We start from the raw sequence: 21809 nt of genomic DNA on the forward strand, positions 1-21809 counted from the left end.
GACCCGTCACCCACCCCGGCGGGTCCTCGACTTTGCTTTTTTGGCTGATTGCAACAAATGCGACAGCCGTTATCGCTGCATCGGCATAAATAGATTTCACCGCGGATGGCGATACTATGCTGTTGAGTTCGGCTTGATCAGAAAATCCCCCATCATCGGCAAGTGAAGAGCAAAATTCTGGTTCTCTTCTGTCAATATTTCGACCATCGCCTCAATTCATCTCAGGGATTCTTTCGGACTCGCAATGAAATTGCGGAGACAGAAAGATCGTCATCAATTCGAGATTACTATCCGATAGAATTTCATAGGTATCACTGCCGCAGTTAAGAATAACAAATCAGATGATTACCATCATGTATAAAGTTAATCGTCTTATAATTGATTTTTAAATGCAACCATTGTCTGAAATTAATAATTTTACCTTTTGATTAAATTTTATCCTGATGCACTCAATTATCGATTTCAATTTATTGTGCATACATTTTCAAGAGCATCAGCATTACCTTCGACTTGGGAACAGAAGATCTACCGAAAGCGACTTCTCCCGCCAGGCTCTCAACGACCCGGCAAATGCCTGCATCATTGGTGAGATTGGTCACCGCCGATGGCCCAACAATCCTGGGACGGTCGCGAGGAGAAAAGTTGCCGATGCAAAACACGACTGCTGGACTGAAGTGTAATATATTGATAAATAAAGGGTATTTCTTATCTACCTGCGACCTGCACCGAACAGGTCGGCCAACAGCATTCGGTCTGTCTTTTCAACAGTCGGCATATGAGCCTGGACTCGCCAATTGAAATACCGGCACAAAACTCAACGACCAAAGACATTCCTGTCCTCTTTGACGAGCCTCCCGATACGACACAAGCGATTGCTCGCGGCGCAGTTGACCTGTCCTGTTTCAACACGCGGGCGGCCTGTAAGATGGCTGACCTGTGTCGAAATGGTCGCACCTCGCAAACGAATTAACCCTTCATAAAGCATTTGCTTGCTCAACTTATAATTTGTGTCATGGTCACTGTAAGTAGTGAGGGAGCCGACCTGATGAGTGATATAGCATCGCAGATTCCGGAATTTGGTTACGATGAGCGCGTGATGATCTGCCGGAAGCAGATCGAGAAGGCGGTCTATCAGTTCATTGCAAATACGAAGGTCGAGGGATGCGATCCGGCGGAAGTCGCAATGGCCATCGCAGACATCGCCGACGATTACATTCTGTTGCTGGCCCAGAAGCGCAACCTGACCCATTGAGATGAAGGGTCGGTCGTTGATCGGCTGGTCGTGCAGAAGATATTGAGTGCGAAATCGCGCCGCCTCCCTGCCCGGAGGCAACGTCAGCGAAGCTGCTTACCCCTCGCTTGAAACCATCCGTGCTTGAAACAAGCGGCCCCGTTCGATTGACGACTGCGCGGTTGCGCCCAACCACACGCAATAACCCCGAAGATCGAAGCTCACTTTCGGGGTTATGCGCGGGTTTGAAGTGATGGAGCGTTCTCGGCGCGCCCTATCGGACGCGTCGTACTAATGACTTCTCACACTCACTTGCGGAACCGGGGAGCTCAATTCGGCCAATTCCTTGGTCAAGCCCTCCCCCACCTCCTGCTTCACTGCCTCGAGCGCAAGGTCGAGGCAATTCGTCGCGAACGGGAGTTTGACATCCTGAGCGACCTGTCGCGCATAGGCGATCATCCGCGCCAACGCGACGAGCTCTTCCAGACCGTCTTCCGCCCCTTGGTCTGCATCTATCTTGACAACCGATGTCACGCCCATGCCCCATTTCTCCAATGAATTGAAGAAATGATACGCGTGTGGAGGTGATCCAGCCCGTGAAAAAAGCGTGACACAACCCTCGGTGACTATTGCCGATTTCAGTTCACAATGCAGGGCGCGTGGGGAATGAGGTGTTGTGCAGTTTCCAGGGCAGATCGGCAGTCGAGCGAATGTCGCGGACGTCCTGCACCACTTTCAATAATCCCAAGGCATCGATGCGTTTTTGATCGACGGCGTTCGACAGAAGTGTCGCCAGCAGTCGCTGACGATCCGGCTCGGCCAGCCCTGCACACTGCTCGACGACCGCCCGCCACGTTCGCTTCTTGAAGAATATCGCGCTTGCGGCATCGTCGAGCTGTTGGCGCAACCGACTTTCCAGCAGCCCGCGATCCTCCATCGCATCGAGCGTTGCGCTGACATTGACGAGCGGTACCGTCAGCGGCTTGCTGCCCAGCGCGCTCGGCGCGTGCGTGAGCGCGACGGCGGCATCGTCGACCAGCCGGCCGGTGCGATAGTCTTCGAAAATGCGGCCGATTCCGATCATGCCGAACGGATGACATTCGGCAGCGCGCAACGCGCCCATGCTTGCCGCCCCGAGAACCGCGACACCCAGCGACAGAGCATGGAGAATTTCCTTGTGCCAGACCGGTGCGGCATATTCGAAGCCGCCGTCGATCAGGCCGATGACATTGGCACCCTGCTCCACCGCGGCCAGGACATCGCCTTGCGTGGCAGGCGGCAAGACGCGTATCCCCTCGCCGGCAAGCGACGCCGCATCGGGAAGACTGGGACCTGCGAAAATGAGCTTCAAAACCCTATTGCCCTGGCAAGCGCCCTCGTTCCAAACCGCCGGGCGCGCTCCCCCTCCGGATTTTCGAGCTCGGGAATGACAATCTTGACAACACTGAACGGAAGCGTGTTCTCGCTGAGGCGCACGGCGATCACCGAAACGATCCGCCTGTTTCTGAGCGCGTCGAGCACATGCTGCAGCAACTGCGCCAGATCCTGTTGCCGATGTCCTACCACCCCGTCACGGCCGATGGCGGCGGCGGGCGGGCCGGCAACCGCATCGAAGGCCTGTCGCAGCAGCGGCGGCAGGCGTCGTGAGAAAGTTACAGGCGAAATATCGTCCCTGGCTCCGCTGATATAGGTCAGACGGGATTGCACGGCTTCCGTCACCGCCCGAATGGCCGCGCGGACAGGAGACGGATGAGCCCCGGTACCGCCGGTCACCTCGACGAGGCGAATGTCCTCAAGCCCAATATCCCCGGCGCCGTGAATATCCCGGGGGCCCAGAAGGGGATTCCCAGGACCCAGCATGGCGGTGAAACAGGGGACCCCGATGTCGCTGGTGATATCGAAGAGCTTGAGCGCCAATCCCGAGGTTTCGATCTTGTCGATCAACCCGTCCAGGGCGCCGTCCTCAAAACCGCGGGGATCGGTGCAGCCGGCATAACGATCCGCTTCCGCGCCCACCTGCCACAACACATGGGCGTCACGCTCGATCCGCTCCAGGACGCCGTGAAAGATCGCCTCCTCGACATTGTTTCCCGAGGCTAGGCCATCCGACGACATCCAGTATCGCCCGTCACGTGTGCGGTCGAGCACCACCGCTTCAAAGGGGATATAGACCTCCTCGCCGTTGAGGATATTGACGCCGCAAACCCATTCCGTCTCCTCGTCCGGTCCGAGATCGGGTTTATGAAGAGCGGTCAGGCAGTTCAGCGCGTCGGTCTTGTGCCCCATTGCCTGCAGACGGGAAGAGGTGCCGCGGACGAGATCGACGGTGGGTTCGCCGGCGACCGCCCGTTCGAGGGCTTCCATGACGGTGGAAACTTTGGCATCGAGATCGGTCAGGCCCTTTCCCTGGGCAATCACGATCGAGCGGGAATTCGGGGCGTATGCGCACCAGACCGGGATTCCGATGTCGTCCAGTCCGGTATGTCGCGCAACCCTGGTGATGCCGAATCCGGCCAAAAGAGGTTCGACGCGGGAAAGGGTTTCCCGCGGCGACATGACCCTGTCGGAATATATGGACCGATGCGTCAGAATGCCGGCTCAGCCGTCGACGTGACCGGAAAGGGCAACCTGCGCCGAGGAAACCGCGACGGCGAGGTCGACGCCCTTCACGAATGTGCCGCCGGCCTTGCGCAGGCCGTTTGCAGTCGCCAATTCCCCCGTCGGATTGAGAGGCTTGACCGTACCCGCGTCGAGATCGGCAAGCCAGAGACCCACCTCACCAGGTATACCTATAATGACAGCTTTCGCCATGTAATGCCCCTCAGCTATTGTTAAAAACCGGCCTTCAGCAGGCCCTCTCGATAAAGCTCTTTTTGCCACTGTTCCTTGAAGGGAACGATGGCGAGCCACTTCTCGACGTCGAAGACCGGGTTGATGCTTTCGGCGCGTTGCCGATGGAATAGCGCCCGTTTTCGATCGCCGATCATTGCGCAACTGGCCGCGGCGATGCGATGGGCCGGCGCTTTGTCTTTCATCGCCTCGACATAGGCGATGGCCTCCTCGTACTGTTCCAGGAAGAAGCTCGCTCCCGCAGCGCACCAGAGGTAGGCGTCGGGCGCGATCGGATTGAGCAAAATCGCTTTTTTGATCTTAGCGAGCGCATCGCCGGGGCGGGATGCATGCACGAGCGTGTCGGCATGGCTGTAGATGACGTCGGCAAAATGCGGGCTGAGTTGTTCGGCCAGATCAAGTGCGGCGACACTGGCATCGACATCGCCGAGATAGAGTTTGGTGACGCCAAGCTCGCGATGGCCCGCCGCTGATGCCGGATCCCGCTCGATGGCTCGAAGCGCGTTCTGCTCCGCCAGATGCAGCAGCTCATTGTTTCCCTGCGCCGTCACGAGCCACTCGCTGGTGAAGGTCCTCGCCAGCCCGGTAAATGACGGAGAGAAATCCGCCTTATGCGACAACGACTGCTTGAAAGCTTTTCGGGCCCGGCGGATATGCGGCAATGTCAATTTGCTCATCAGGCTCGAGCCGACCAGATAGGCGTGATAGGCCTCAGGATTCGCTTCGAAGCGTAAGCGCTCTTCCTCGTTTTCAGCCAGCTCGCTGGCGACAGACATGGTCAACTGCTGCGCAATCAGCCGTCTCTGACGCGGCAATATATCGGGCGTCATCGTAAAGCGATTAGCCCAGATGATCTCGTCCGTGGGAAAATAAACCAGCTGGGCGAACAATCCCTCTTCGGAAAGCCGTGTATCCAGAAGATAGGCGATCGAGTGACGGGCGACCACGGCAGCCTTCTCGGAGTCACGGCGGATCTGGCCGGCCGTATGGGGCGCTACGATGGAAATGTTTCTGAGCGCGCAGAGTTCGATCGTGACGTCTTCGATCAGGGCGTTGGCAAGCGCAAGCCCGGCATCGGCATGTTTCGATGTCGGAGGAAGCAGCACCAACCGAGGTAGGATCAGCGGCGCCTGCGATACGCGTTCGATGTCGGCAGTTGTCTCACCGCCGGTCTCGGAACGCTTCACCTGCACCCTGGCACGGCCGTCGCCGTTCGGCAATCTCTCGCTGAGGGACGAGCCGCCGGATAGCCGGTGCAGCAAGGCTCTGACCTGCTCGTCATTCGGATCCCGTTCGAGGATCTGCAGGGCGGCGCCGGAAATAGAGCGCGCAGCGCCGGGCTTTTGCGCATCCGGCAACGCATCCAGCAATGCCTGCCGCAATTGCAGCGCCTGAGCGTCCCGTTGCGCCCTGATCCACGCCTCTATCAGCTTTGTCGCTGGCTTGATATTTCCGATGAACCCACGCTGGGTCAGTTCGGCGATCGCGTTCAGCCGCTCCAGCGGCGAACCGCCGGCGCGAAAAATATCCAGATCGCTGGAAACCCCCTGCGTGTTGAGGCGAACCGTGTTGGCGGTGAAATCGAAGGGCATTTCGGCGCGTCCGCCGTCTGTCTCGCGGATGCGGGAAAGCAGTTTGCGCAGATTGAGCCGCGCCAGCTCGGGTTCGACGTCATTCCATAGAAACTGCGCCAATTCATAACGGCTGAGTTCATGGCTCGCGCCGGCATAGAGATGGGCCATCATCAACAGGCCCTTGATCGGATAGCGAACCGGGTCGCCATTCGTCTCGATCAACCGCAGATCGCCGAATGTCTGCAGGTGGAGCACGATCCGTCCTCAGCTGTTCACAACCGAATCCTGCAGCTCACTGTCGCTGTCAGGCAATCCCGCGACTGCCAGGCTTTTGGCCAACGCCACCAGCTTTTGCCTGATATTCGGATCCTCGATGGCGATGAATGCCTTGTTGAGCGCCAGCCCCTCCTTCGAGGACAAAAAGCTGTTCAATTCATTCGTTGCGCCGTCGATCGGCCCGGCGCCGCCGTCCTCGAAGAAAAAGCCGACGGGCACGCGAAGAATCTCGGATATGCGCTGAAGACGGCTGGCGCCTATTCTATTCGTTCCCTTTTCGTATTTCTGGATCTGCTGGAAGGTAATGCCCAGAAGTTCGGCCAAGCCGTTCTGGGTCATCCCGAGCGTCTTTCGCCGAACGCGCACGCGGTTGCCAACATAGACGTCAATCGAATTCGGCGATTTAGCCTTCATGTGAATAAGTCTCCCGCTTTGATCAGCACGCCCGGCTGTATAATGGAGAGTTTAAGCAAGAATGCAACTAAAAGTAAATATTTCGTAAGGTTTTTTTTCAGCAGCTCACACAGTAAAAAACAACCTGTGGATTATCGCAGCGGCGCCATTTGGCGCGGGTGCACCCGCGCGCTCGATCGCGCACTTCGTAGCGGACGAATGCTATCCGAAATCGTTGCCGCTCCGACACCCTCTCTGAGAGGTTTTTGCGCAACAGCGATCATCGACTTGGCGAAAACCGGAATTCTTCCGACATACTCAAAACGAACATTGTCGAAGCCGGCATCCAGCAGCGTGCTCAGCGTGTTTTTCGACCAGAACTTGATATGCCCAATGACGAGGCACAAAGGTGCCCAATTGCCGCCAAGAAGCCAAAGATATTTAACGGATAAATGTATACTGCTGGATTTAGACAGCCCGATCGAAACCCCTTCTCGCGCGCCGGAGAAGACAAGCTTGCCCGATAATTCGTCGTCCGCATATGCAAAACAGCCGGTGGGGAAACCGCGGGTTCCCGTGGTCTTCTGGTTGCTGCTGACGATTTCCCTCTCGCTGGTCATGGGAACGGTGCTGCTTTCCAACAACATGAAACACTTAAAGACGGTTGGCCATTATTTTGGCTTCGATCTCTTTCCCCAGGAGGTCAGACCGCCTCCCCCAAAAGCCCTTCCCCGCCCGACACCACCGGCCACCTTCATGCTTCCATTGCATGTCATCGAACCGCCGGTGGTGCAGACCGCGTCGACTTTCCTGCGGACATGGCGGATATCCGGCGCCGCAATGTGTGCGGCGCTGCGCAATGCCGGCATCGAAACCAGCGATTGGGCGGCGGCGAGTTTCAACGCCGATACATTTGAATGCTTTTTCGAGCAGAGCGGCAAGCGGAAGAAGGATCAGCTCCCGAGCTCCGTCTTCGTCATCGTTCGCGGCGACGCCGCCGGCACGATCAACAATATGCGCGTGAAAATCATCAATCCCGAGACCGATGAAAATGGCCAGCTCGATCCTGGCATTCTGCGAATTTTCGAAATCATGCTGCAGCAACCGCAATGGCTCGATTTTCACCAGACCCTGAACGCGATCAAGAATCTGAAGGACATCAAGGAAGACGGCTTCGGAGCCAGTATCGGCTTCACCCGCGAGGTACTCAATCCCGGGAATTACAACTTCACGCTCTCGCTGGATGCGACTTCAGGACCTCAGAAAAGTACCAGAAATTATTTTTCCGGCAGAAGATGGCTGCCGTTGCCGGACCCCGCAGTCGAGATCGACAGCGCGCAACCGGAATCAGTCTCCAAACCTCCCCATACCGAAACGCCGGCTGAAAGTCAGGAACATCGGCATTAGGTCTTCGGCTTCATGCCATGCACGGACTGATCACGCCATGTGACTCGCATCGTCGTGGTGTGTGGCCATTATCTTGTAGAGCTCTTTCAAACTGTCCGCACTCGGCCGTTCGGTGCCGTCCCCACCCGCCAGACGCCAGACACGCTCGACATTGAGGTCCTGCGTGACTTGCGCAAGGTCTTCGTTCAGCGAGCGAATGACGATTTCCGATCGGTGCAACCGCCACGACATTCTGACCAGCGCTGCTGACGGGAGGGAAATGATGCCGATGATGCCGAGAACAAGGACCGCGAACTGCCAGTCATCGAGAACAGACAGACCGTTTCGAACGGTCGCCATAAAAAAAACGGCATTTTGAAATGCCATGTGAAAATAGCTCATCACATAGCTGGACCAATCTTCCATCACGAGCGCTCTCCCGAGCGGTTTATATCTTGGAGTATGCTGAAAAGTCTAGCAGACACTGACAATACCCCCTGCCGGGAAAGTATATTTGAGGTTGTATTACTCTGCTGAATTGAACGCGAATCTCGTGATGGTTCGGTGCCGACGAGTCCGGCCTTTCAAATTCCACCGCGGACATGAAAAAAGCTAACAGTGAGAGATAGGATGAATAGAAGACGTTTCCTCGCCTCGGTTCCGCTCGCTCTGTTGTATGTCCGTACGGGCCAAGCCCTGGCACAGGTGCCTGCCGCTGCAGGGCTGCGCGTCCTTGCCGACAGCAAGTCGTTCCGATTCGGATCGGCAATCGACCTGCAAAACATCAACGATCCAATCGCTGCCGAGATCTACATCGACAACGTCAATTCGATAACGCTGCGAAACGAGCTGAAGTGGAATTCGACGGAAAAGAGACCGGGTGTTTTCAGCTTCGGCAGCGCCGACCGCATGGTTGCATTTGCACGAAAAAACAACATGAGGGTTTATGGCCACACGCTGATCTGGTATCGCGTCCCGGGCTGGGTGTCGGACATCACCGACGCAAAGACCATTCAGGCGACCATGAACCGTCATATAAAACAGGTTGTCACTCGCTATAAGAACTCGATCGATGCTTGGGATGTGGTGAACGAACCGTTGGAGTATGATGCACCGGATCTGCGGGATTGTGTTTTCCGACGCCTTCTTGGCGACGATTATATTCGTATGAGTTTCGACATGGCGCACCAGGCCAATCCGGGCGCGACGCTGGTGCTCAACGAAACGCATCTGGAGAAAAAATCCGACGTGTTCGAACAGAAGCGTGCGCGCATCCTGAAAATCGTCGAGGATCTCGTCGCCAAAAAAACGCCGATCAATGCAGTGGGTCTGCAGGCGCATTTCCGCCCCGGCCTCGACCGGATCGATCCGGAAGGAATGGGGCGCTTCTGCGCGGCGCTGAAGGACATGGGTGTCGGTGTTTTCATCACCGAACTGGATGCGTCCTGTCACTTCCTGAACCGCGACAAAGCCTTCACGCCGGCATCCTACGCCGATATTTTCAGCGAGGTGATCACTGTCGCGGCCGAACACGGCGACTTGAAAGGCGTGACGGTATGGGGCATGTCGGAAAAATACGGCGCGCCCGATGAGAAAGCGACCGATCCCGCTGCGGCTTGCACGAAGCGCGTTAATCTGTACGACGAAAGCAATGCGCCAAGAAGTGCGGTTGAAGGGATCCGGCGGGCAATAGAGGCGATGTGATGCACAAGACAACGGAGACGCAAACAGATTCATGAAAAAAGCCGTTATTTATGTGGAAAAATTTTTGCCTGCCAGCCAGGCATTTGTTCTCAACCAGGCGGTAGCGTTTCGTTCTTTCGAAGCTGAAATTCTTGCTGGCTCGCGAATTTCTTCGGCCCATACGAAAAAATCCACTGTTCCGGTTCATGACATCCGTCGGTCGCCCGTTGCACGGGCCGGTGAACTGCTTCTGAAAATCCCGCAGATCGGCCTTCCCTTCCTCTTTCCCGCGATCGGCAAAGCCGATCTCGTTCACGCCCATTTTGGCAAGAACGGGTATGTCATAGGTCCATTGGCACGTGCCGCCGGCAAGCCGCTGGTCACGACGTTCCACGGCTTCGACGCCACCTATCGCGGTGACCCGAAAAAGCCGGGTGGCTTCAATCAGGTGCGCTTCTTTGCCAAAGGCCGGAGCGAGATGGCCGGCTGGAACAGCTGGAACATCGCCGTTTCCGATTTCATCCGCGACCGGCTGCTGGCGCTCGGCTTTCGCGCCGAACGTGTCTATCGCCATCACATCGGCATCGATCTCGATCTCTTCAAAATAGAGCCCCGTCCGCGAAAAAAAGGGCTCGTGGTTTCAATTGCCCGCTTCGTCGACTATAAGGGCCATCGTTTCATGATCGATGCGCTTTCGCGTGTGGCTGCTGCCGGCACCCCTGTCGAATTTGTCATGGTCGGCCAGGGTCCCTTGAAGGAGGAAATCGAAGCACTGGCGCGTCGTTCCTTGCCAAGCGTCACGATCCATGAAAATCTGTCGCAGACTGAGATAAGAGACCTGCTCGCCAGTGCGGAGCTTTATCTCCATGGAAGCGTGACCCTCGACAATGGTCACGCCGAAGCTTTCGGCCTTGCCAATCTCGAGGCGGAAGCCGTCGGCACTCCGGTCGTCGCATTTCGCTCGGGAGGCGTGGGCGAAGCGATCGAAGAGGGGAAAACTGGTTATCTCGTGGAGGAGCGGGATGTCGCGGGAATGGCCGAGGCAGTCGGAAGGCTGCTCAACGACCAGGCTCTGTGGACAGCCTTTAGCGCGCGGGCACCGCTTCTGGTGGCCGAGCGTTTCGACTTACGTCGCCAAACGGGGATGCTCGAGGACTATTACAGTTCCGTGCTAGACGAATTTTCCAGCCGGGGTCGGACTTGATGGTGCAGACAGGAAAAAAGCCGAAGTGGGGACTGAATGTATTTCGGCCGCTGCGGAACAGCATTGTGACGGCCAAATGGCTCTACTATACGAAATTCTGGGGAATGGACATCGATCCGACGGCAAGCTTTTCCTTGAGCGTTCGTTTCGACAAGACCAATCCGAAGGGATTGCATATCGGCGCGGAAACTTACGTCGCCTTTGAGGCTGCGATTCTCACCCACGATCTCACACGCGGGCTCTACCTCCACACGAGGATCGGCAAGCGCTGCTTCATCGGCGCCCGCAGCATCATTCTGCCCGGCGTCGAGATCGGCGACGAATGTGTCATCGGCTCGGGCTCGGTGGTGACCAAGAACGTGCCGCCGCGCTCGCTCGTGGCGGGCAATCCGGCAAAGATTATCCGCAGCGACATCAAGATCATTTCGCGTTACGGACGCATGGCACGCGAAGACGAGACGGTCTCGCAGATCGTGACGCACCTGCCGACTGGAGAAGCACGATGAAGATGTTTGCCTACCGGGGGAAACACGAGAATTTTGGCGACGAACTGAACCATTGGCTCTGGGAGCGTCTGCTGCCCGGCTTCTTCGATGAGGACGAAAGCCAGCTCTTTCTCGGCATCGGCTCGATCCTCTACGACAATTTCGACCCGAACATGCAGAAGATCGTCTTCGGCTCGGGTTACGGCGGCTACACCAACCCGCCGAAAGTCGACGGCAACTGGACCTTCTATTTCGTGCGCGGAAAGAAGACGGCCGAGGTCCTCGGCATCGATCCGAGCTACGCCATCGGCGATTCGGGCATCCTCACGCGCAGCTGCTGGGATGCGAAAAGCATCGAAAAGCGTTACCCGGTCTCCTTCATGCCGCACTACGAAAGCGCCATGTACGGCAGTTGGGATAAGGTTTGCGAACTCGCAGGCATTCACTATATCGATCCGCGCTGGCCGGTGGAAAAGGTTCTGACCGAAATCAGCGCATCGCATAAAGTGGTCTCCGAGGCGATGCATGGCTGCATTATATCAGATGCGCTACGCGTTCCCTGGCGGGCGATCCGGCCGATCGCGCCGGGGAACCGAGCCAAGTGGTACGATTGGGCAAGTGCGCTTGATCTCGATATCGACTTCGACCCGATCGGCCCGTCAAACGTCGTCGAAGCAGGCGCGTCACTGGTACGGAATAACACCTATCTTTTGAAGAACATAACGTTCCGCCACCGCCGCATCCGGCAGCTGACCGGCAACTATGTCTTCGGCTCGACGATCAAAACTTTGCAGCGGGTGGCTGAAAAGCCGGGACAGCTCAGCTCCGACGAGGCTATCGTAAGAGCGCACGCGAAAATGCAGGTCGAGCTGGATCGGCTGAAGCAAGATTTTTCCAAGAAGGCGGTAAGCGCCCTGTGATGTCGCAAACCGGGTTTCCGACGAGGCAAGAAGGCATGATGCTTTCCGACGCTATCAACGCTCTTTGCTCCCGCAAGGGCAAGAGGCACTCTGGATGGGCCTGCGGCCCCCTTAAATCGTCAATATCCCAGATCTCAGGAGCCGTTCGCCCATGAGCAGCGTTACCGACCGATTGATTCGGGGTAGCATGTGGCTGAGTCTGTCCCGTGCCATCGTCAACGGGCTTTCGGCACTCAGCACCTTTGTGCTCGCCTGGTATCTCGTGCCGGCTGATTTTGGTCTCGTCGCCATTGCAACGACGATCCAGGTCATCTTGAGTTCGGTGACCGAACTCTCGCTCAATCAGGCACTTATCCGCCACGAGTCTCCGAGCGAAACTCACTTCAGCGCGGTGTGGACGTTGAGCGTGACAAGAAGCGCGGTATTGGCGCTGCTGTTTGCCGCCGCGTCCTATCCGATCGCCGAGTTTTATAACGAGCCGCGGCTGACGAGCGTGATGCTTGCCTTGAGTTTCAGCCTGCTTCTGAGTGGCCTCGCCAACCCACGCCGCGTCATGCTCCAGCGCGATCTGATATTCTGGCAGGAGTTCGTACTCAACGTCTCGCAAAAGCTTGTCGGCTTCGTGGTGACGGTGGCAATTGCCGCGATCTACCAGAGCTATTGGGCTCTCGTTATCGGCACCCTCGCCTATCAAGTGACCAATATCATCGTTTCCTACACCGTTCTGCCGTTCTGGCCGCGCATAACCTTCCGGCATGCACGCGAACTGTTTTCCTTCTCGCTCTGGCTGACGGCAGGGCAGATTGTCAACACGCTGAACTGGCGGATCGAATATCTGCTGATCGGCAAGATGCTGGGCGCCACGCAGCTTGGCCATTATACCGTCGGCAACACTCTTTCGACGCTGCCGACGCGCGAGGCCACGGCACCGTTGAACCAGACCATTTATCCAGGCTTTTCAAAGGTCCGCAACGATCCGGTCCGGCTTGTCGCAGCTTATCAGCGGGCGCAGGCGCTGCTGGCGGCGGTGGCGCTTCCGGCCGGTATTGGCATGGCTGTCGTGGCTGATCCGATGATGAGGCTTGCCTTGGGAGAGAAGTGGGTTCCTGCGATCTTCATCGTGCAGGCGCTTGCATCGGTCTTTGCCCTGCAGACCCTCGGCTCGCTCGTCCAGCCTCTGGGCATGGCAAAGGGCCATACCAAGATGCTGTTCATCCGCGATACGCAGATGCTGGTGGTTCGCATTCCGATCATCATCGCCGGCTTGATGATGTACGGTCTTCCGGGCGTCGTTTATGCACGCGTGTTGACCGGCCTGATTTCCACCGTGGTCAACATGCTTCTCGTCAAGCGCTTGATCAACCTGCCATTCTTCCGGCAGCTCGCAGCAAACTTCCGCGCGCTTGCCAGCGTCGCCTTGATGGCCGCCGGGATCTGGGGATTGTCGAATATTCTCAGCATGCCAACCGACAAGCTGCACTTGGCCCTTCATCTCGCCGTTCTGGTTATCACCGGCGGCATCATCTATGTCGGATCGAGCTTTGTTCTTTGGCTTGCGATGAAGAAGCCGGACGGCCCAGAAACCGAAGTTCACCGCATTATTGTCAAGTTCCTGTCAAAAGCAAAACGTATTGCCGTACCCAAGTCGGCCTGAAGTAAAACGAACATCAACAAGAGAGGCAGAATGACCAGCCAATCCAGATCGGAGCTGATCGCAAAACTCAATGGCATGATCCATGATTGCCTGAAGGACTACGTCTCGCGCGACGAACCGCTTGCGATTCTCGACTTTCCCGACATCCGCAATTGCGGCGACTCGGCAATTTGGTTGGGGGAGATGGCCTATCTCAAGGATCGCTTCGGCAAGCGCCCGGACTATGTTTCGAGGCTGTACGACTTCTCCGCCGACGAACTGAAACGGCGGGTACCGACCGGCCCGATCTTCATTCACGGCGGCGGCAATTTCGGCGATATCTGGGTTGCCCACCAGGATTTCCGTGAAGCCATCATGGAGCGTTTCCCGGATCGGCAGATCATCCAGTTCCCGCAGTCGATCCACTACAGTTCGCCTGAGCGCATCGAGCAATCCAAACGGGCAATCGGGCACCACAAGAATTTCGTGCTGCTCGTGCGCGATGAAGAATCGAAGGAGTTTTCCGAGAAGCACTTCGACTGCACCGTACGACTATGCCCCGATATGGCTTTTGCCATCGGCCCGCTTCCGGAAAGGGCGACACAGATTCCTGTCCTAGCCATGTTGCGCGAGGATGCGGAACGGGTTGGCGGTACCGATCGGAAGATTCCTGCCGATATTCCTGTGGAAGACTGGATTACCGAGTCGAAACGGAAGGTGGATATCGCCAAGAAGTTGGGGGTAGCTTCGGCTTATCTCGCATTGAAGCCGAGCGAAGTTGCCTTGCGCAGGCTTGACGCTGCGGCACACAACCGCTTCGAGCGCGGCATCAGTCAGATTTCGCGTGCCCGCGCAATCGTGACCGATCGCCTGCACGTCCATATCTGCTCGCTGCTGCTCGGCCGCCCGCATGCCGTACTGGACAACAGCTATGGAAAGATTCGCCGCTTCATGAATGCATTCTCCGGCGGAACCGACCTTTCATATAAGGCAACCTCGCTCGAGGACGGAATCGAGTGGGCGCGTGTTCAGGCGGCCAAGGGGCGTGTCGATCAAAAAGAAGCTGTGAGCTTGCGGGCTTAAGGGGGTCATTCAATGCCACTTGTCACCTTCATTATCCCGGTCCGACATCAGGACAATGCCCGCGACTGGAGCAGGCTGAAGGCAAATCTGACCCAGACCGTGGCTTCCATTTCCAACCAGACCAATGGGGACTGGCGCGGCATCATCGTGGCAAACGAAGGTGCCGATCTGCCTGACCTGCCGGAAAAATTCTCCGCCCTGCGTGTCACCTTTCCGCCGAACGACCTGCATGAGCTTGGAAAGGGCAGCAAGGAAGACTTCCTTGATGCCTTCCGGGCAGACAAAGGCCGTCGCGTTCTGAGCGGCATGTTGAACGCCGCCGACAGTCGCTTCTTCATGATTGTCGATGACGACGATTTCGTTAGTTCGCGAATCGTTCAACACGTGTCCGAAAATCGGGACGCCAACGGATGGACGATCGACCGTGGTTATATCTGGGACGATGGCGGCAACTTCCTGTTTGGCCATGACGACTTCAGCCATCTCTGCGGTACCTCATTGATCATCCGTGCCGATCTCTACGAACTGCCGACCCGCTTTGAGGATGCTTCGCTCGACTGGATCAAGTCGATGCTGGGCAGCCATGTCCGAATAGCGGATATTCTTGCGCAACGGGGGGCGCCGCTCACGAAGCTTCCCTTTCGCGGGGCGGTCTATCGGGTCGCCCACAGGGGGTCGCATAGTCAGGCACCGAGCCTGCTGCGACAGTATTTCCTGAACCGCGGCGTACTCACCAAACCGCGGCGGTGGTTGCGCAATCTTCGTAGGCTGAGGATAGTCGGCGAGGGTCACAGGCGCGAGTTTTTCGGTAAGACGCGGTCGAACCCCGCGTAAGCGCCGATCCCATTCGAACATCGCACAGGCGGTCAAAATATGAAGCTCTTCTCTTTCGACTTCACCAAGAGGGTTGTTAACTGATGTCGGATCTATTGGTCAGCGTGCTCTTTTCATCCTACAATGGCGCCAGCCGCCGGCTGCGCCATACTTTGGATTCCTTGGTGCGCCAGGAGCTTCCCCATGATCGGTGGGAACTGATAGCCGTCGACAACAATAGCAATGACGGCACGTTTGATCTTTTGGAAACCTATAGCGACAAGCTTCCCATCACCATCCTGCAGCAGCGCAAGCCGGGAAAGTCCGGCGCGCTGAATATGGCCTTGGATCGGGTGAAGGGGGATCTCGTCGTCTTTACGGACGACGATGTTCGTGCCGAACCGAACTGGCTGAAAGCGATCGTCGACTGCGCCGCAGCCCATCCGAGTTATGGCGTCTTCGGCGGCAGAATCGTCCCTGAATGGGAGAAAGAACCAAAGGACAGGTTTATCGAATGGATTCCGATGGGATCCACCTTTGCGATAGTCGATGACACCCAAAGCGGACCGTGTGACCCGACGAAAGTCTGGGGCCCGAATACGATCGTCCGGCGAGAGCTGCTCGGAACAAGCGTGCGCTACCGCGAAGATATCGGTCCTCTTCCCGGAAAGATTTTTGCCATGGGTGAAGATGCGGAAATCATCATTCGCCTGGCCGCCAATGGCGCCAAGTCCTATCGATGCGCCGAGGCCGTGGTCCATCATTGGATTCCTGCATCGAGCGTGACGGAGGATTGGGTACAGAAAAGAGGCGAGCGGCTTGGCTACGGCATGCCGGCGCTCTTTCCCGACGAGGTGCCTGGAGGGGTGAGGTTAAGCGGAGTTCCGCTTCCGACCTGGATCGAAAGCGCACAATGGGCCTTCCGGGCAGCAATGCTTTATCTCTTGCCGCGATCGAAGAAACGTTTCTGGGCGATCTGGAAATATTATTACATGCGTGGCTATCGCGCCGGAATTCGCCGATACGTTTCTCAGACGATGACACAGTAATTCATTGCCGAGGAGGCAGTAATTTAAAATCTACGGTGCCCATCAGCAATTTATGGCAGTATGCGGCCACGCAGCGACAGCGTTCTATGGCAGGCCAAGTCATCGGTAAGGCGTGACCCAATCCGCACTGGGGAGCGATCAGACCAAAATGAGGTCCGGAGCATCAAATGAGCAAAGTCAAGGTCACAATACTGTTCTCAACTTATAACGGCGAGAAAACCCTGCCAACGATGCTTGACGCACTATGCGCTTCGACCCTACCGAAGGAAGAATGGAAAATCGTCGCAGTCGACAACAACAGCAGCGACAACACTGCATCAGTCTTGAATTCCTTTAAGGCGCGGCTTCCACTGGAAGTTTATTTTGAGCTAAAACAAGGTAAGCAGTACGCATTGACCTTGGGCTTCCGCCATCTGGAGGGCGAACTCGTCATTTTAACCGATGACGACGTCATTCCCGCACCGGATTGGATCGAGCAGTTTCTCACCTTGGCGGATCAGCAGCCACAGTTTGCCATATTCGGCGGCCTAATAACGCCCGAATGGGAGGAAAGGCCGGCATCGTGGCTCATCAAATACGGGCATCTGGGGATTCTCTATGCGCTAAATGACGGTCTACCCGAGGGGCCGATTTCAGCGGCATTGATATCTGGGCCGAATTCGGCCTTCCGTCGTTCCATTTTAGGACCCGGTTATATCGTTCACGACGGCCTCGGCCCGGATGCCACTGTCGCTCAGTTCCCCATGGGCGAGGATACTGCTTTCGCTCTCAGGTTGGAGAAGAATGGAGCCAAGGCTTTTCACTCGCGACGTCCCGGGGTTCGGCACATTGTCAGGAAGGGCTATGTGAACGAAGGCTGGGTTTTGCGGCGCGGCGAGCGTTATGGCATGGGCTTGGTTATCGTTCGGCCGGACCTCTTCGACAGCAAAACGAAAATTGGCGGTCTGCCCATCGCTAGCGCCTTGAGATGGCTTCTGATGGTGCCGGCCAGCGTTGTCGTCAAGAGATTTCCGCCAAGCGGCGTTCGCTTCAAATTGCTCTGGGCGCAGTCGGTGAGACAGGGGATCCTGCGCCAATTTCTCAAGCAGCGATCTACGATGAATAAAACGATCTACTCTCAGGTCGGTGCCAAATGACGAAAGTACTAAACCGCGGCATCGACAGGAAGTGCTCCAACTGCGGAGGCAGCGGGCAGGATTTTCGCACGTCAGGAGGCGAGTAGGTTTGATGACGGATCCGAGAATTAGTGTCATCTTTTCGTCCTTCAACGGCGCCAGCAGACGGCTTCAACAGATGCTGGATTCGATGTTGGGGCAAAACCTTCCAGTCGAGCAATGGGAACTGATTGCCGTCAACAACAACAGTAAAGACGAAACACAGGAGCTTCTCGATCAATATGCAAAGAAGCTTCCAATTGTTGTTGTTAATCATAGCCGCCCAGGCAAATCAGGAGCTATGAACGCAGCTCTGGCGATAGCTCGAGGAGCGCTGATCGTTTTTACGGACGACGACATCCAGGCAGATGCGAACTGGTTGAGTTCGATCGCTGCATGCGCGGAGGCGAACCCGGATTTCGGCGTTATCGGCGGCCGAATTCTTCCAAATTGGGAGCATTATCCCCATGGGGATCCGCTGTTGGACTGGATTCCCATGGGATCAACCTTCGCCATAGCCGACCAGGAATCCAGTGGCCCATGCGACCCGACAAAAATTTGGGGTCCGAACACGACTGTGCGTCGCGAATTGCTTGGCAGCAATATTCGATTCCGCGAAGATATCGGGCCGCTTCCAGGAGGTCTTTTCGCAATGGGAGAGGATACGGAAATTGTCAGCCGCCTATCCCGAAGCGGCGTGAAAACCTATCGGTGCGCCGAGGCCATTGTTCATCATTGGATTCCAGCCTCTAGCGTGACAGAGGCTTGGGTACAGAAGCGTGGGGAACGTCTTGGCTATGGAATGCCAGCGCTCTTCGCCGAGGACATTCCAAAAGGTATAAGGATCGGGGGAATCCCCTTAAGAACCTGGATCGAGAGCGCCAACTGGGCGGTTCGGGCAGCCCTCCTTTATCCGTTGCCGCGATCAAAGAAGCGGTTCTGGGCCATCTGGAAGTACTATTACATGCGTGGCTACCGCGCCGGACTTCGCCGATACGCACCGGCGGTAAATCATTCTGGTCGACTAGCGCAGGAGGTCGTGCATTGAAAATATCGGTGCTTATCAACAATTTCAATTACGGCCAGTATTTGCGCCCATGCATCGACAGTGTTCTGTCGCAGGTCTATCCCGACTTCGAAGTGATCGTGGTCGACGATGGCTCCACCGATGATTCCCAAGAGATTCTTGCTTCCTATGGCGAGCGGATCCTGACCGTATTGAAGGAAAATGGTGGCCAGGCATCGAGCTTCAATGCGGGTTTTGCGGCCGCAAGCGGCGATATCCTCTTTCTCCTCGATGCCGATGATGCGTTTTTGCCGGGCAAACTCGCTCGTATCGCCGAGATCTACGATCGCAACGAGATCGACTGGTGCTTCGACCGCGTGACGACCAATGAAGACGACCAGCCTCCCGCGGAGCTGCAGGTGACGCTGTTCGACAAGCGGGATACGCTTCGCAGGGGCGGCTTTCCCTCGCTTCCGGTTCCGACATCGGGCTTGAGCTTCCGCCGCAATCTGCTGTCCCAGATACTGCCAATGTCCGTCGCGACAGACGTCGTCCTCAGCGACAATTATATCAAGTTTGCTGCTGCCTTTCTCGGCCGCGGCGCCATCGTCGAAACACCGCTGACCTTTCAACGCATTCATGCCTCGAACCGCTATACGGGCACAAGCAGGGCAAAAACACTGCGCCCGCGGATCATGATCGCGACAGGATTGGAACTGGCACGCCGCTATGACGGCCTCCAGGCACTCGGCAAGAGCCTCGTGGCCGGCGGAATTGCCGAAACGACATCGCTTCTGAACCTCCCGAGCGAAGCTCGCAACACAGTGGCCGGCGGTCCGTTCGGCGATGCTGCCGCGACCGAAGTGGCCTTGATGGCGGCGCGCAAGCGTTTGGGAAATATGCTGCGGAGAGGACAGTCATGAATCAGCAAGAAACTTTTCCGCATTCATCTGTCGGCGCCGATCAGGCAGGTGCTTCGCCGTTGAACATTGCGGTCGGTGTGCTGACTTATCGGCGTCTGGACGGGATCGCAAAGCTGCTTGACGTCATGACCCGCCAAATCCGGCATCCGGACCGTCCCTATCATCTCACCATGGTCATCGTGGATAATGACGCGGCCGGCAGCGCGAGGACCACGGTACAGAGCTTTGGCCAAACAGGTGCCTACGACCTGATCTACGTCATTGAACAAAACCAAGGCATACCCTTTGCACGCAATCGCGCACTGGACTCGGCACCTCCAGGCACTGACCTCTTCTGCTTTCTCGACGATGACGAATGGCCCGTCGACGGCTGGCTGGATGCGATGCTGGAGACACGGGAGAAAAACCGCGCCGATTGCGTCTATGGCCCCGTCCAACCGGTCTATCCGGAAAACCCACCGGAATATTTCATCAAGGCAAGAGTGTTCGAGCGCAAGAAGAACAAGGACGGTCAACGCATTTCTTATGCGGCCTCGAACAACGTCATGTTCGACTATCCCCTGATCCGCTCCTGGAACCTGCGTTTTGAAGAGAAGATGCGCTTCACCGGCGGCACGGATTACCTTTTCTTCAACCAGGCCATCCGCCGGGGCATGCAGGTCTTCTGGGCTGACAAGGCGCTTGTCCATGATATCGTTCCGGCCAGCCGGATGACCTGGAAATGGGTGTTGCAAAGACAATACCGGCTCGGCAATACCTTCGCAGTCAGCGAGGTGCTGCACGGCAACCTGAAGCGCCGGATCTACCGAGCGGCCTATGGCGCCACGAGAGTCATGCTTGGGCTGGCCATGCTGCCGGCGATCCTGATTTCACCCTATTGGGGCATGCGTGCCCTCACCCATGTTCTGCGCGGCGCGGGCATGGTTAACGGGATTCTCGGACATGCATATCAGGAGTACAAACCCAATGCCGCTCACTGATCATTTGCGGGGACGCGCTCGGATAAGATTTGGCAGTTATGCTGTTTCAGACGAAAACATCATGCGTACTTGCCGGTTTATCAACTTCATGGCTTCAACCAACCGGGCCAGAAATGGTACACTTCTACTGAACTATCGTGACACAACCGCTGTTCGAACAGAACGGTTTTCGCCCTTATCCATCGGTCAAATATAGGAGATGCCTGTCTATGACTGAGAAAAAATTGAAGGTTCTCGCTGCCTCGTCAGGAGGCGGCCACTGGGAACAGCTGATGGCCATGCGCGGCGCGTTCGAGGGCTGCGATATCGTCTTTGCAACGACCATTCCGGGACTGCTTGCAAAATACGACATTCGCGGCGGACTAGTCCTTCCCGATTGCAGCCGCGACTCGATTACCATGTCGATCCGGTGCTTTTTCACCGCCTTCTCCATCGTCATCAAGCACAGGCCCGACGTCATCATCTCGACCGGTGCCGCACCCGGGCTTTTTTGCCTGCTGGCCGGCAAATTGACGGGCAAGCGGACGATCTGGATCGATAGCGTCGCCAATGTCGAGAAGCTGTCTCTATCGGGTAAACTGGCCGGCCATATTGCGACGCTCTGGCTCACGCAATGGCAACATCTGTCGAGGCCGGATGGCCCCCACTACGCAGGAGCTGTCCTTTGATCCTTGTCACCGTCGGAACGCAGCTGCCGTTTGATCGCCTCGTCAAGGCTGTCGACACCTTCGCAAACGAACTGTCGAAACCGGTTCTGGCGCAGATCGGCAAGGGCACCTACACGCCACAGAATATGAAATGGATTAAGAATATCGAGCCCAAGGACTTTGACAACGTCTTTCGCGATGCAAGTGTCATCGTCTCTCATGCGGGAATTGGCACCGTGCTTACGGCCAAGCGTTTTGGAAAGCCGATCATTCTCGTTCCCCGGCAGGCGGCTCTCGGCGAGCACCGAAACGATCATCAGCTCGCCACGGTGAGCCAGCTCGTGGGCCGGCCGGGCATCTATGTCGCACACACCGATGACGATCTCCGGAACTATCTGCTCGAAGAGCTGGATAGCCCATCTCACGAAGATTCGTCGGAAGTCGGTCGGGCTTCGCTGGTCACCTACCTGAAAAACTATATTACGGCAGTCTGACCCCGAGAGCCGTCATAGGTTGTGA

General features: G+C 56.7%; 23 protein-coding genes and 1 pseudogene. 16 read left to right on the forward strand and 8 right to left on the reverse strand.

Annotation, left to right across the window (positions count from 1 at the left end):
* Window positions 1-1045: 1045 nt before the first annotated feature.
* On the forward strand, window positions 1046-1252 hold the full coding sequence (locus GFM02_RS13360) for a hypothetical protein (protein WP_003542083.1): 207 nt from the start codon (window positions 1046-1048) through the stop codon (window positions 1250-1252).
* A gap of 270 nt (window positions 1253-1522) precedes the next feature.
* On the opposite strand, the gene GFM02_RS13365 is transcribed toward GFM02_RS13360, so the two are convergent.
* The 7 genes and pseudogenes from GFM02_RS13365 to GFM02_RS13395 all read right to left on the reverse strand — a co-directional run.
* Window positions 1523-1771 carry a hypothetical protein gene (locus tag GFM02_RS13365; RefSeq protein ID WP_168321873.1) on the reverse strand — a complete coding sequence of 83 codons (249 nt, stop codon included), beginning with the start codon at window positions 1769-1771 and terminating at the stop codon, window positions 1523-1525.
* 103 nt (window positions 1772-1874) lie between these two features.
* The gene (locus GFM02_RS13370; protein WP_131667019.1) at window positions 1875-2582 is read right to left on the reverse strand and encodes a TfuA-like protein; all 708 of its coding nucleotides are present in this window, start codon (window positions 2580-2582) and stop codon (window positions 1875-1877) included.
* Window positions 2579-3787 (reverse strand): YcaO-like family protein, encoded by a 1209-nt coding sequence (locus tag GFM02_RS13375; RefSeq protein WP_168321874.1) that lies wholly within the window; start codon window positions 3785-3787, stop codon window positions 2579-2581. The genes GFM02_RS13370 and GFM02_RS13375 overlap by 4 nt, the downstream gene beginning before the upstream one ends.
* Window positions 3788-3829: 42 nt before the next feature.
* Window positions 3830-4042 carry a hypothetical protein gene (locus tag GFM02_RS13380; protein WP_168321875.1) on the reverse strand — a complete coding sequence of 71 codons (213 nt, stop codon included), beginning with the start codon at window positions 4040-4042 and terminating at the stop codon, window positions 3830-3832.
* Window positions 4043-4062: 20 nt separating this feature from the next.
* Entirely contained in the window at window positions 4063-5910 is a 1848-nt protein-coding gene (locus GFM02_RS13385; protein ID WP_168321876.1) for a peptide antibiotic resistance protein, read from the reverse strand.
* Window positions 5911-5919: 9 nt separating this feature from the next.
* On the reverse strand, window positions 5920-6345 hold the full coding sequence (locus GFM02_RS13390; protein WP_168272595.1) for a helix-turn-helix domain-containing protein: 426 nt from the start codon (window positions 6343-6345) through the stop codon (window positions 5920-5922).
* A gap of 131 nt (window positions 6346-6476) precedes the next feature.
* A pseudogene (locus GFM02_RS13395) lies at window positions 6477-6716 on the reverse strand (hypothetical protein); the annotation flags it as partial.
* A gap of 124 nt (window positions 6717-6840) precedes the next feature.
* Here GFM02_RS13395 and GFM02_RS13400 point away from each other — a divergent pair.
* Window positions 6841-7731, forward strand: coding sequence for a DUF6030 family protein (locus GFM02_RS13400; RefSeq protein WP_168272593.1), 891 nt, complete (start codon window positions 6841-6843; stop codon window positions 7729-7731).
* Between the two features lie 30 nt (window positions 7732-7761).
* Here GFM02_RS13400 and GFM02_RS13405 read toward each other — a convergent pair whose 3' ends face one another.
* Complete coding sequence (locus GFM02_RS13405; protein ID WP_168321988.1) at window positions 7762-8136, reverse strand: hypothetical protein; 375 nt, start codon at window positions 8134-8136, stop codon at window positions 7762-7764.
* A gap of 204 nt (window positions 8137-8340) precedes the next feature.
* Between GFM02_RS13405 and GFM02_RS13410 the strand changes: the two genes are divergently transcribed.
* The 14 genes from GFM02_RS13410 (at window position 8341) to GFM02_RS13475 (ending at window position 21784) form a co-directional block, all read left to right on the forward strand.
* Window positions 8341-9414 carry an endo-1,4-beta-xylanase gene (locus GFM02_RS13410; RefSeq protein WP_168272591.1) on the forward strand — a complete coding sequence of 358 codons (1074 nt, stop codon included), beginning with the start codon at window positions 8341-8343 and terminating at the stop codon, window positions 9412-9414.
* 31 nt (window positions 9415-9445) lie between these two features.
* Window positions 9446-10597, forward strand: a complete 1152-nt coding sequence (locus tag GFM02_RS13415) for a glycosyltransferase (RefSeq protein ID WP_131665158.1) — start codon at window positions 9446-9448, stop codon at window positions 10595-10597.
* A complete protein-coding gene (locus GFM02_RS13420) occupies window positions 10597-11103 on the forward strand; it encodes an acyltransferase (RefSeq protein WP_003542119.1) in 507 nt (168 codons plus the stop codon). The genes GFM02_RS13415 and GFM02_RS13420 overlap by 1 nt, the downstream gene beginning before the upstream one ends.
* Complete coding sequence (gene pssM, locus GFM02_RS13425; protein ID WP_168272590.1) at window positions 11100-12002, forward strand: exopolysaccharide glucosyl ketal-pyruvate-transferase; 903 nt, start codon at window positions 11100-11102, stop codon at window positions 12000-12002. The genes GFM02_RS13420 and pssM overlap by 4 nt, the downstream gene beginning before the upstream one ends.
* 151 nt (window positions 12003-12153) lie before the next feature.
* Window positions 12154-13656 carry a lipopolysaccharide biosynthesis protein gene (locus GFM02_RS13430; protein WP_168321878.1) on the forward strand — a complete coding sequence of 501 codons (1503 nt, stop codon included), beginning with the start codon at window positions 12154-12156 and terminating at the stop codon, window positions 13654-13656.
* Window positions 13657-13686: 30 nt separating this feature from the next.
* Window positions 13687-14718, forward strand: coding sequence for a polysaccharide pyruvyl transferase family protein (locus tag GFM02_RS13435; protein ID WP_131665161.1), 1032 nt, complete (start codon window positions 13687-13689; stop codon window positions 14716-14718).
* A gap of 12 nt (window positions 14719-14730) precedes the next feature.
* On the forward strand, window positions 14731-15552 hold the full coding sequence (locus GFM02_RS13440) for a galactosyl transferase (protein WP_168321879.1): 822 nt from the start codon (window positions 14731-14733) through the stop codon (window positions 15550-15552).
* Between the two features lie 83 nt (window positions 15553-15635).
* Window positions 15636-16580 (forward strand): glycosyltransferase, encoded by a 945-nt coding sequence (locus tag GFM02_RS13445; RefSeq protein WP_017961657.1) that lies wholly within the window; start codon window positions 15636-15638, stop codon window positions 16578-16580.
* Between the two features lie 167 nt (window positions 16581-16747).
* The gene (locus GFM02_RS13450) at window positions 16748-17716 is read left to right on the forward strand and encodes a glycosyltransferase (RefSeq protein WP_168321880.1); all 969 of its coding nucleotides are present in this window, start codon (window positions 16748-16750) and stop codon (window positions 17714-17716) included.
* A 91-nt stretch (window positions 17717-17807) separates the two neighbouring features.
* Window positions 17808-18782 (forward strand): glycosyltransferase, encoded by a 975-nt coding sequence (locus tag GFM02_RS13455; RefSeq protein ID WP_168321881.1) that lies wholly within the window; start codon window positions 17808-17810, stop codon window positions 18780-18782.
* Entirely contained in the window at window positions 18779-19663 is an 885-nt protein-coding gene (locus tag GFM02_RS13460; RefSeq protein ID WP_168321882.1) for a glycosyltransferase family 2 protein, read from the forward strand. The genes GFM02_RS13455 and GFM02_RS13460 overlap by 4 nt, the downstream gene beginning before the upstream one ends.
* A complete protein-coding gene (locus tag GFM02_RS13465; protein WP_168272583.1) occupies window positions 19660-20643 on the forward strand; it encodes a glycosyltransferase family A protein in 984 nt (327 codons plus the stop codon). Before GFM02_RS13460 ends, GFM02_RS13465 begins: the two co-directional genes overlap by 4 nt.
* A gap of 209 nt (window positions 20644-20852) precedes the next feature.
* Window positions 20853-21311 carry a glucuronosyltransferase gene (locus tag GFM02_RS13470; RefSeq protein WP_011653119.1) on the forward strand — a complete coding sequence of 153 codons (459 nt, stop codon included), beginning with the start codon at window positions 20853-20855 and terminating at the stop codon, window positions 21309-21311.
* Window positions 21308-21784, forward strand: coding sequence for a glycosyltransferase (locus GFM02_RS13475; RefSeq protein WP_168321883.1), 477 nt, complete (start codon window positions 21308-21310; stop codon window positions 21782-21784). The genes GFM02_RS13470 and GFM02_RS13475 overlap by 4 nt, the downstream gene beginning before the upstream one ends.
* Window positions 21785-21809: the final 25 nt, after the last annotated feature.

The sequence above is a fragment of the Rhizobium leguminosarum bv. viciae genome (genome assembly GCF_012276115.1).
GTDB classification, from domain to species: Bacteria; Pseudomonadota; Alphaproteobacteria; order Rhizobiales; family Rhizobiaceae; genus Rhizobium; species Rhizobium leguminosarum_T.

Coding starts and splice junctions, on each gene's coding strand:
- GFM02_RS13360 (WP_003542083.1), top strand. CDS start 1,046: ATGAGTGATATAGCATCGCAGATTCCGGAATTTGGTTACGATGAGCGC.
- GFM02_RS13365 (WP_168321873.1), bottom strand. CDS start 1,771: ATGGGCGTGACATCGGTTGTCAAGATAGATGCAGACCAAGGGGCGGAA.
- GFM02_RS13375 (WP_168321874.1), bottom strand. CDS start 3,787: ATGTCGCCGCGGGAAACCCTTTCCCGCGTCGAACCTCTTTTGGCCGGA.
- GFM02_RS13380 (WP_168321875.1), bottom strand. CDS start 4,042: ATGGCGAAAGCTGTCATTATAGGTATACCTGGTGAGGTGGGTCTCTGG.
- GFM02_RS13390 (WP_168272595.1), bottom strand. CDS start 6,345: ATGAAGGCTAAATCGCCGAATTCGATTGACGTCTATGTTGGCAACCGC.
- GFM02_RS13405 (WP_168321988.1), bottom strand. CDS start 8,136: ATGGAAGATTGGTCCAGCTATGTGATGAGCTATTTTCACATGGCATTT.
- GFM02_RS13410 (WP_168272591.1), top strand. CDS start 8,341: ATGAATAGAAGACGTTTCCTCGCCTCGGTTCCGCTCGCTCTGTTGTAT.
- GFM02_RS13415 (WP_131665158.1), top strand. CDS start 9,446: ATGAAAAAAGCCGTTATTTATGTGGAAAAATTTTTGCCTGCCAGCCAG.
- GFM02_RS13420 (WP_003542119.1), top strand. CDS start 10,597: ATGGTGCAGACAGGAAAAAAGCCGAAGTGGGGACTGAATGTATTTCGG.
- pssM (WP_168272590.1), top strand. CDS start 11,100: ATGAAGATGTTTGCCTACCGGGGGAAACACGAGAATTTTGGCGACGAA.
- GFM02_RS13430 (WP_168321878.1), top strand. CDS start 12,154: ATGAGCAGCGTTACCGACCGATTGATTCGGGGTAGCATGTGGCTGAGT.
- GFM02_RS13435 (WP_131665161.1), top strand. CDS start 13,687: ATGACCAGCCAATCCAGATCGGAGCTGATCGCAAAACTCAATGGCATG.
- GFM02_RS13440 (WP_168321879.1), top strand. CDS start 14,731: ATGCCACTTGTCACCTTCATTATCCCGGTCCGACATCAGGACAATGCC.
- GFM02_RS13445 (WP_017961657.1), top strand. CDS start 15,636: ATGTCGGATCTATTGGTCAGCGTGCTCTTTTCATCCTACAATGGCGCC.
- GFM02_RS13450 (WP_168321880.1), top strand. CDS start 16,748: ATGAGCAAAGTCAAGGTCACAATACTGTTCTCAACTTATAACGGCGAG.
- GFM02_RS13455 (WP_168321881.1), top strand. CDS start 17,808: ATGACGGATCCGAGAATTAGTGTCATCTTTTCGTCCTTCAACGGCGCC.
- GFM02_RS13465 (WP_168272583.1), top strand. CDS start 19,660: ATGAATCAGCAAGAAACTTTTCCGCATTCATCTGTCGGCGCCGATCAG.
- GFM02_RS13470 (WP_011653119.1), top strand. CDS start 20,853: ATGACTGAGAAAAAATTGAAGGTTCTCGCTGCCTCGTCAGGAGGCGGC.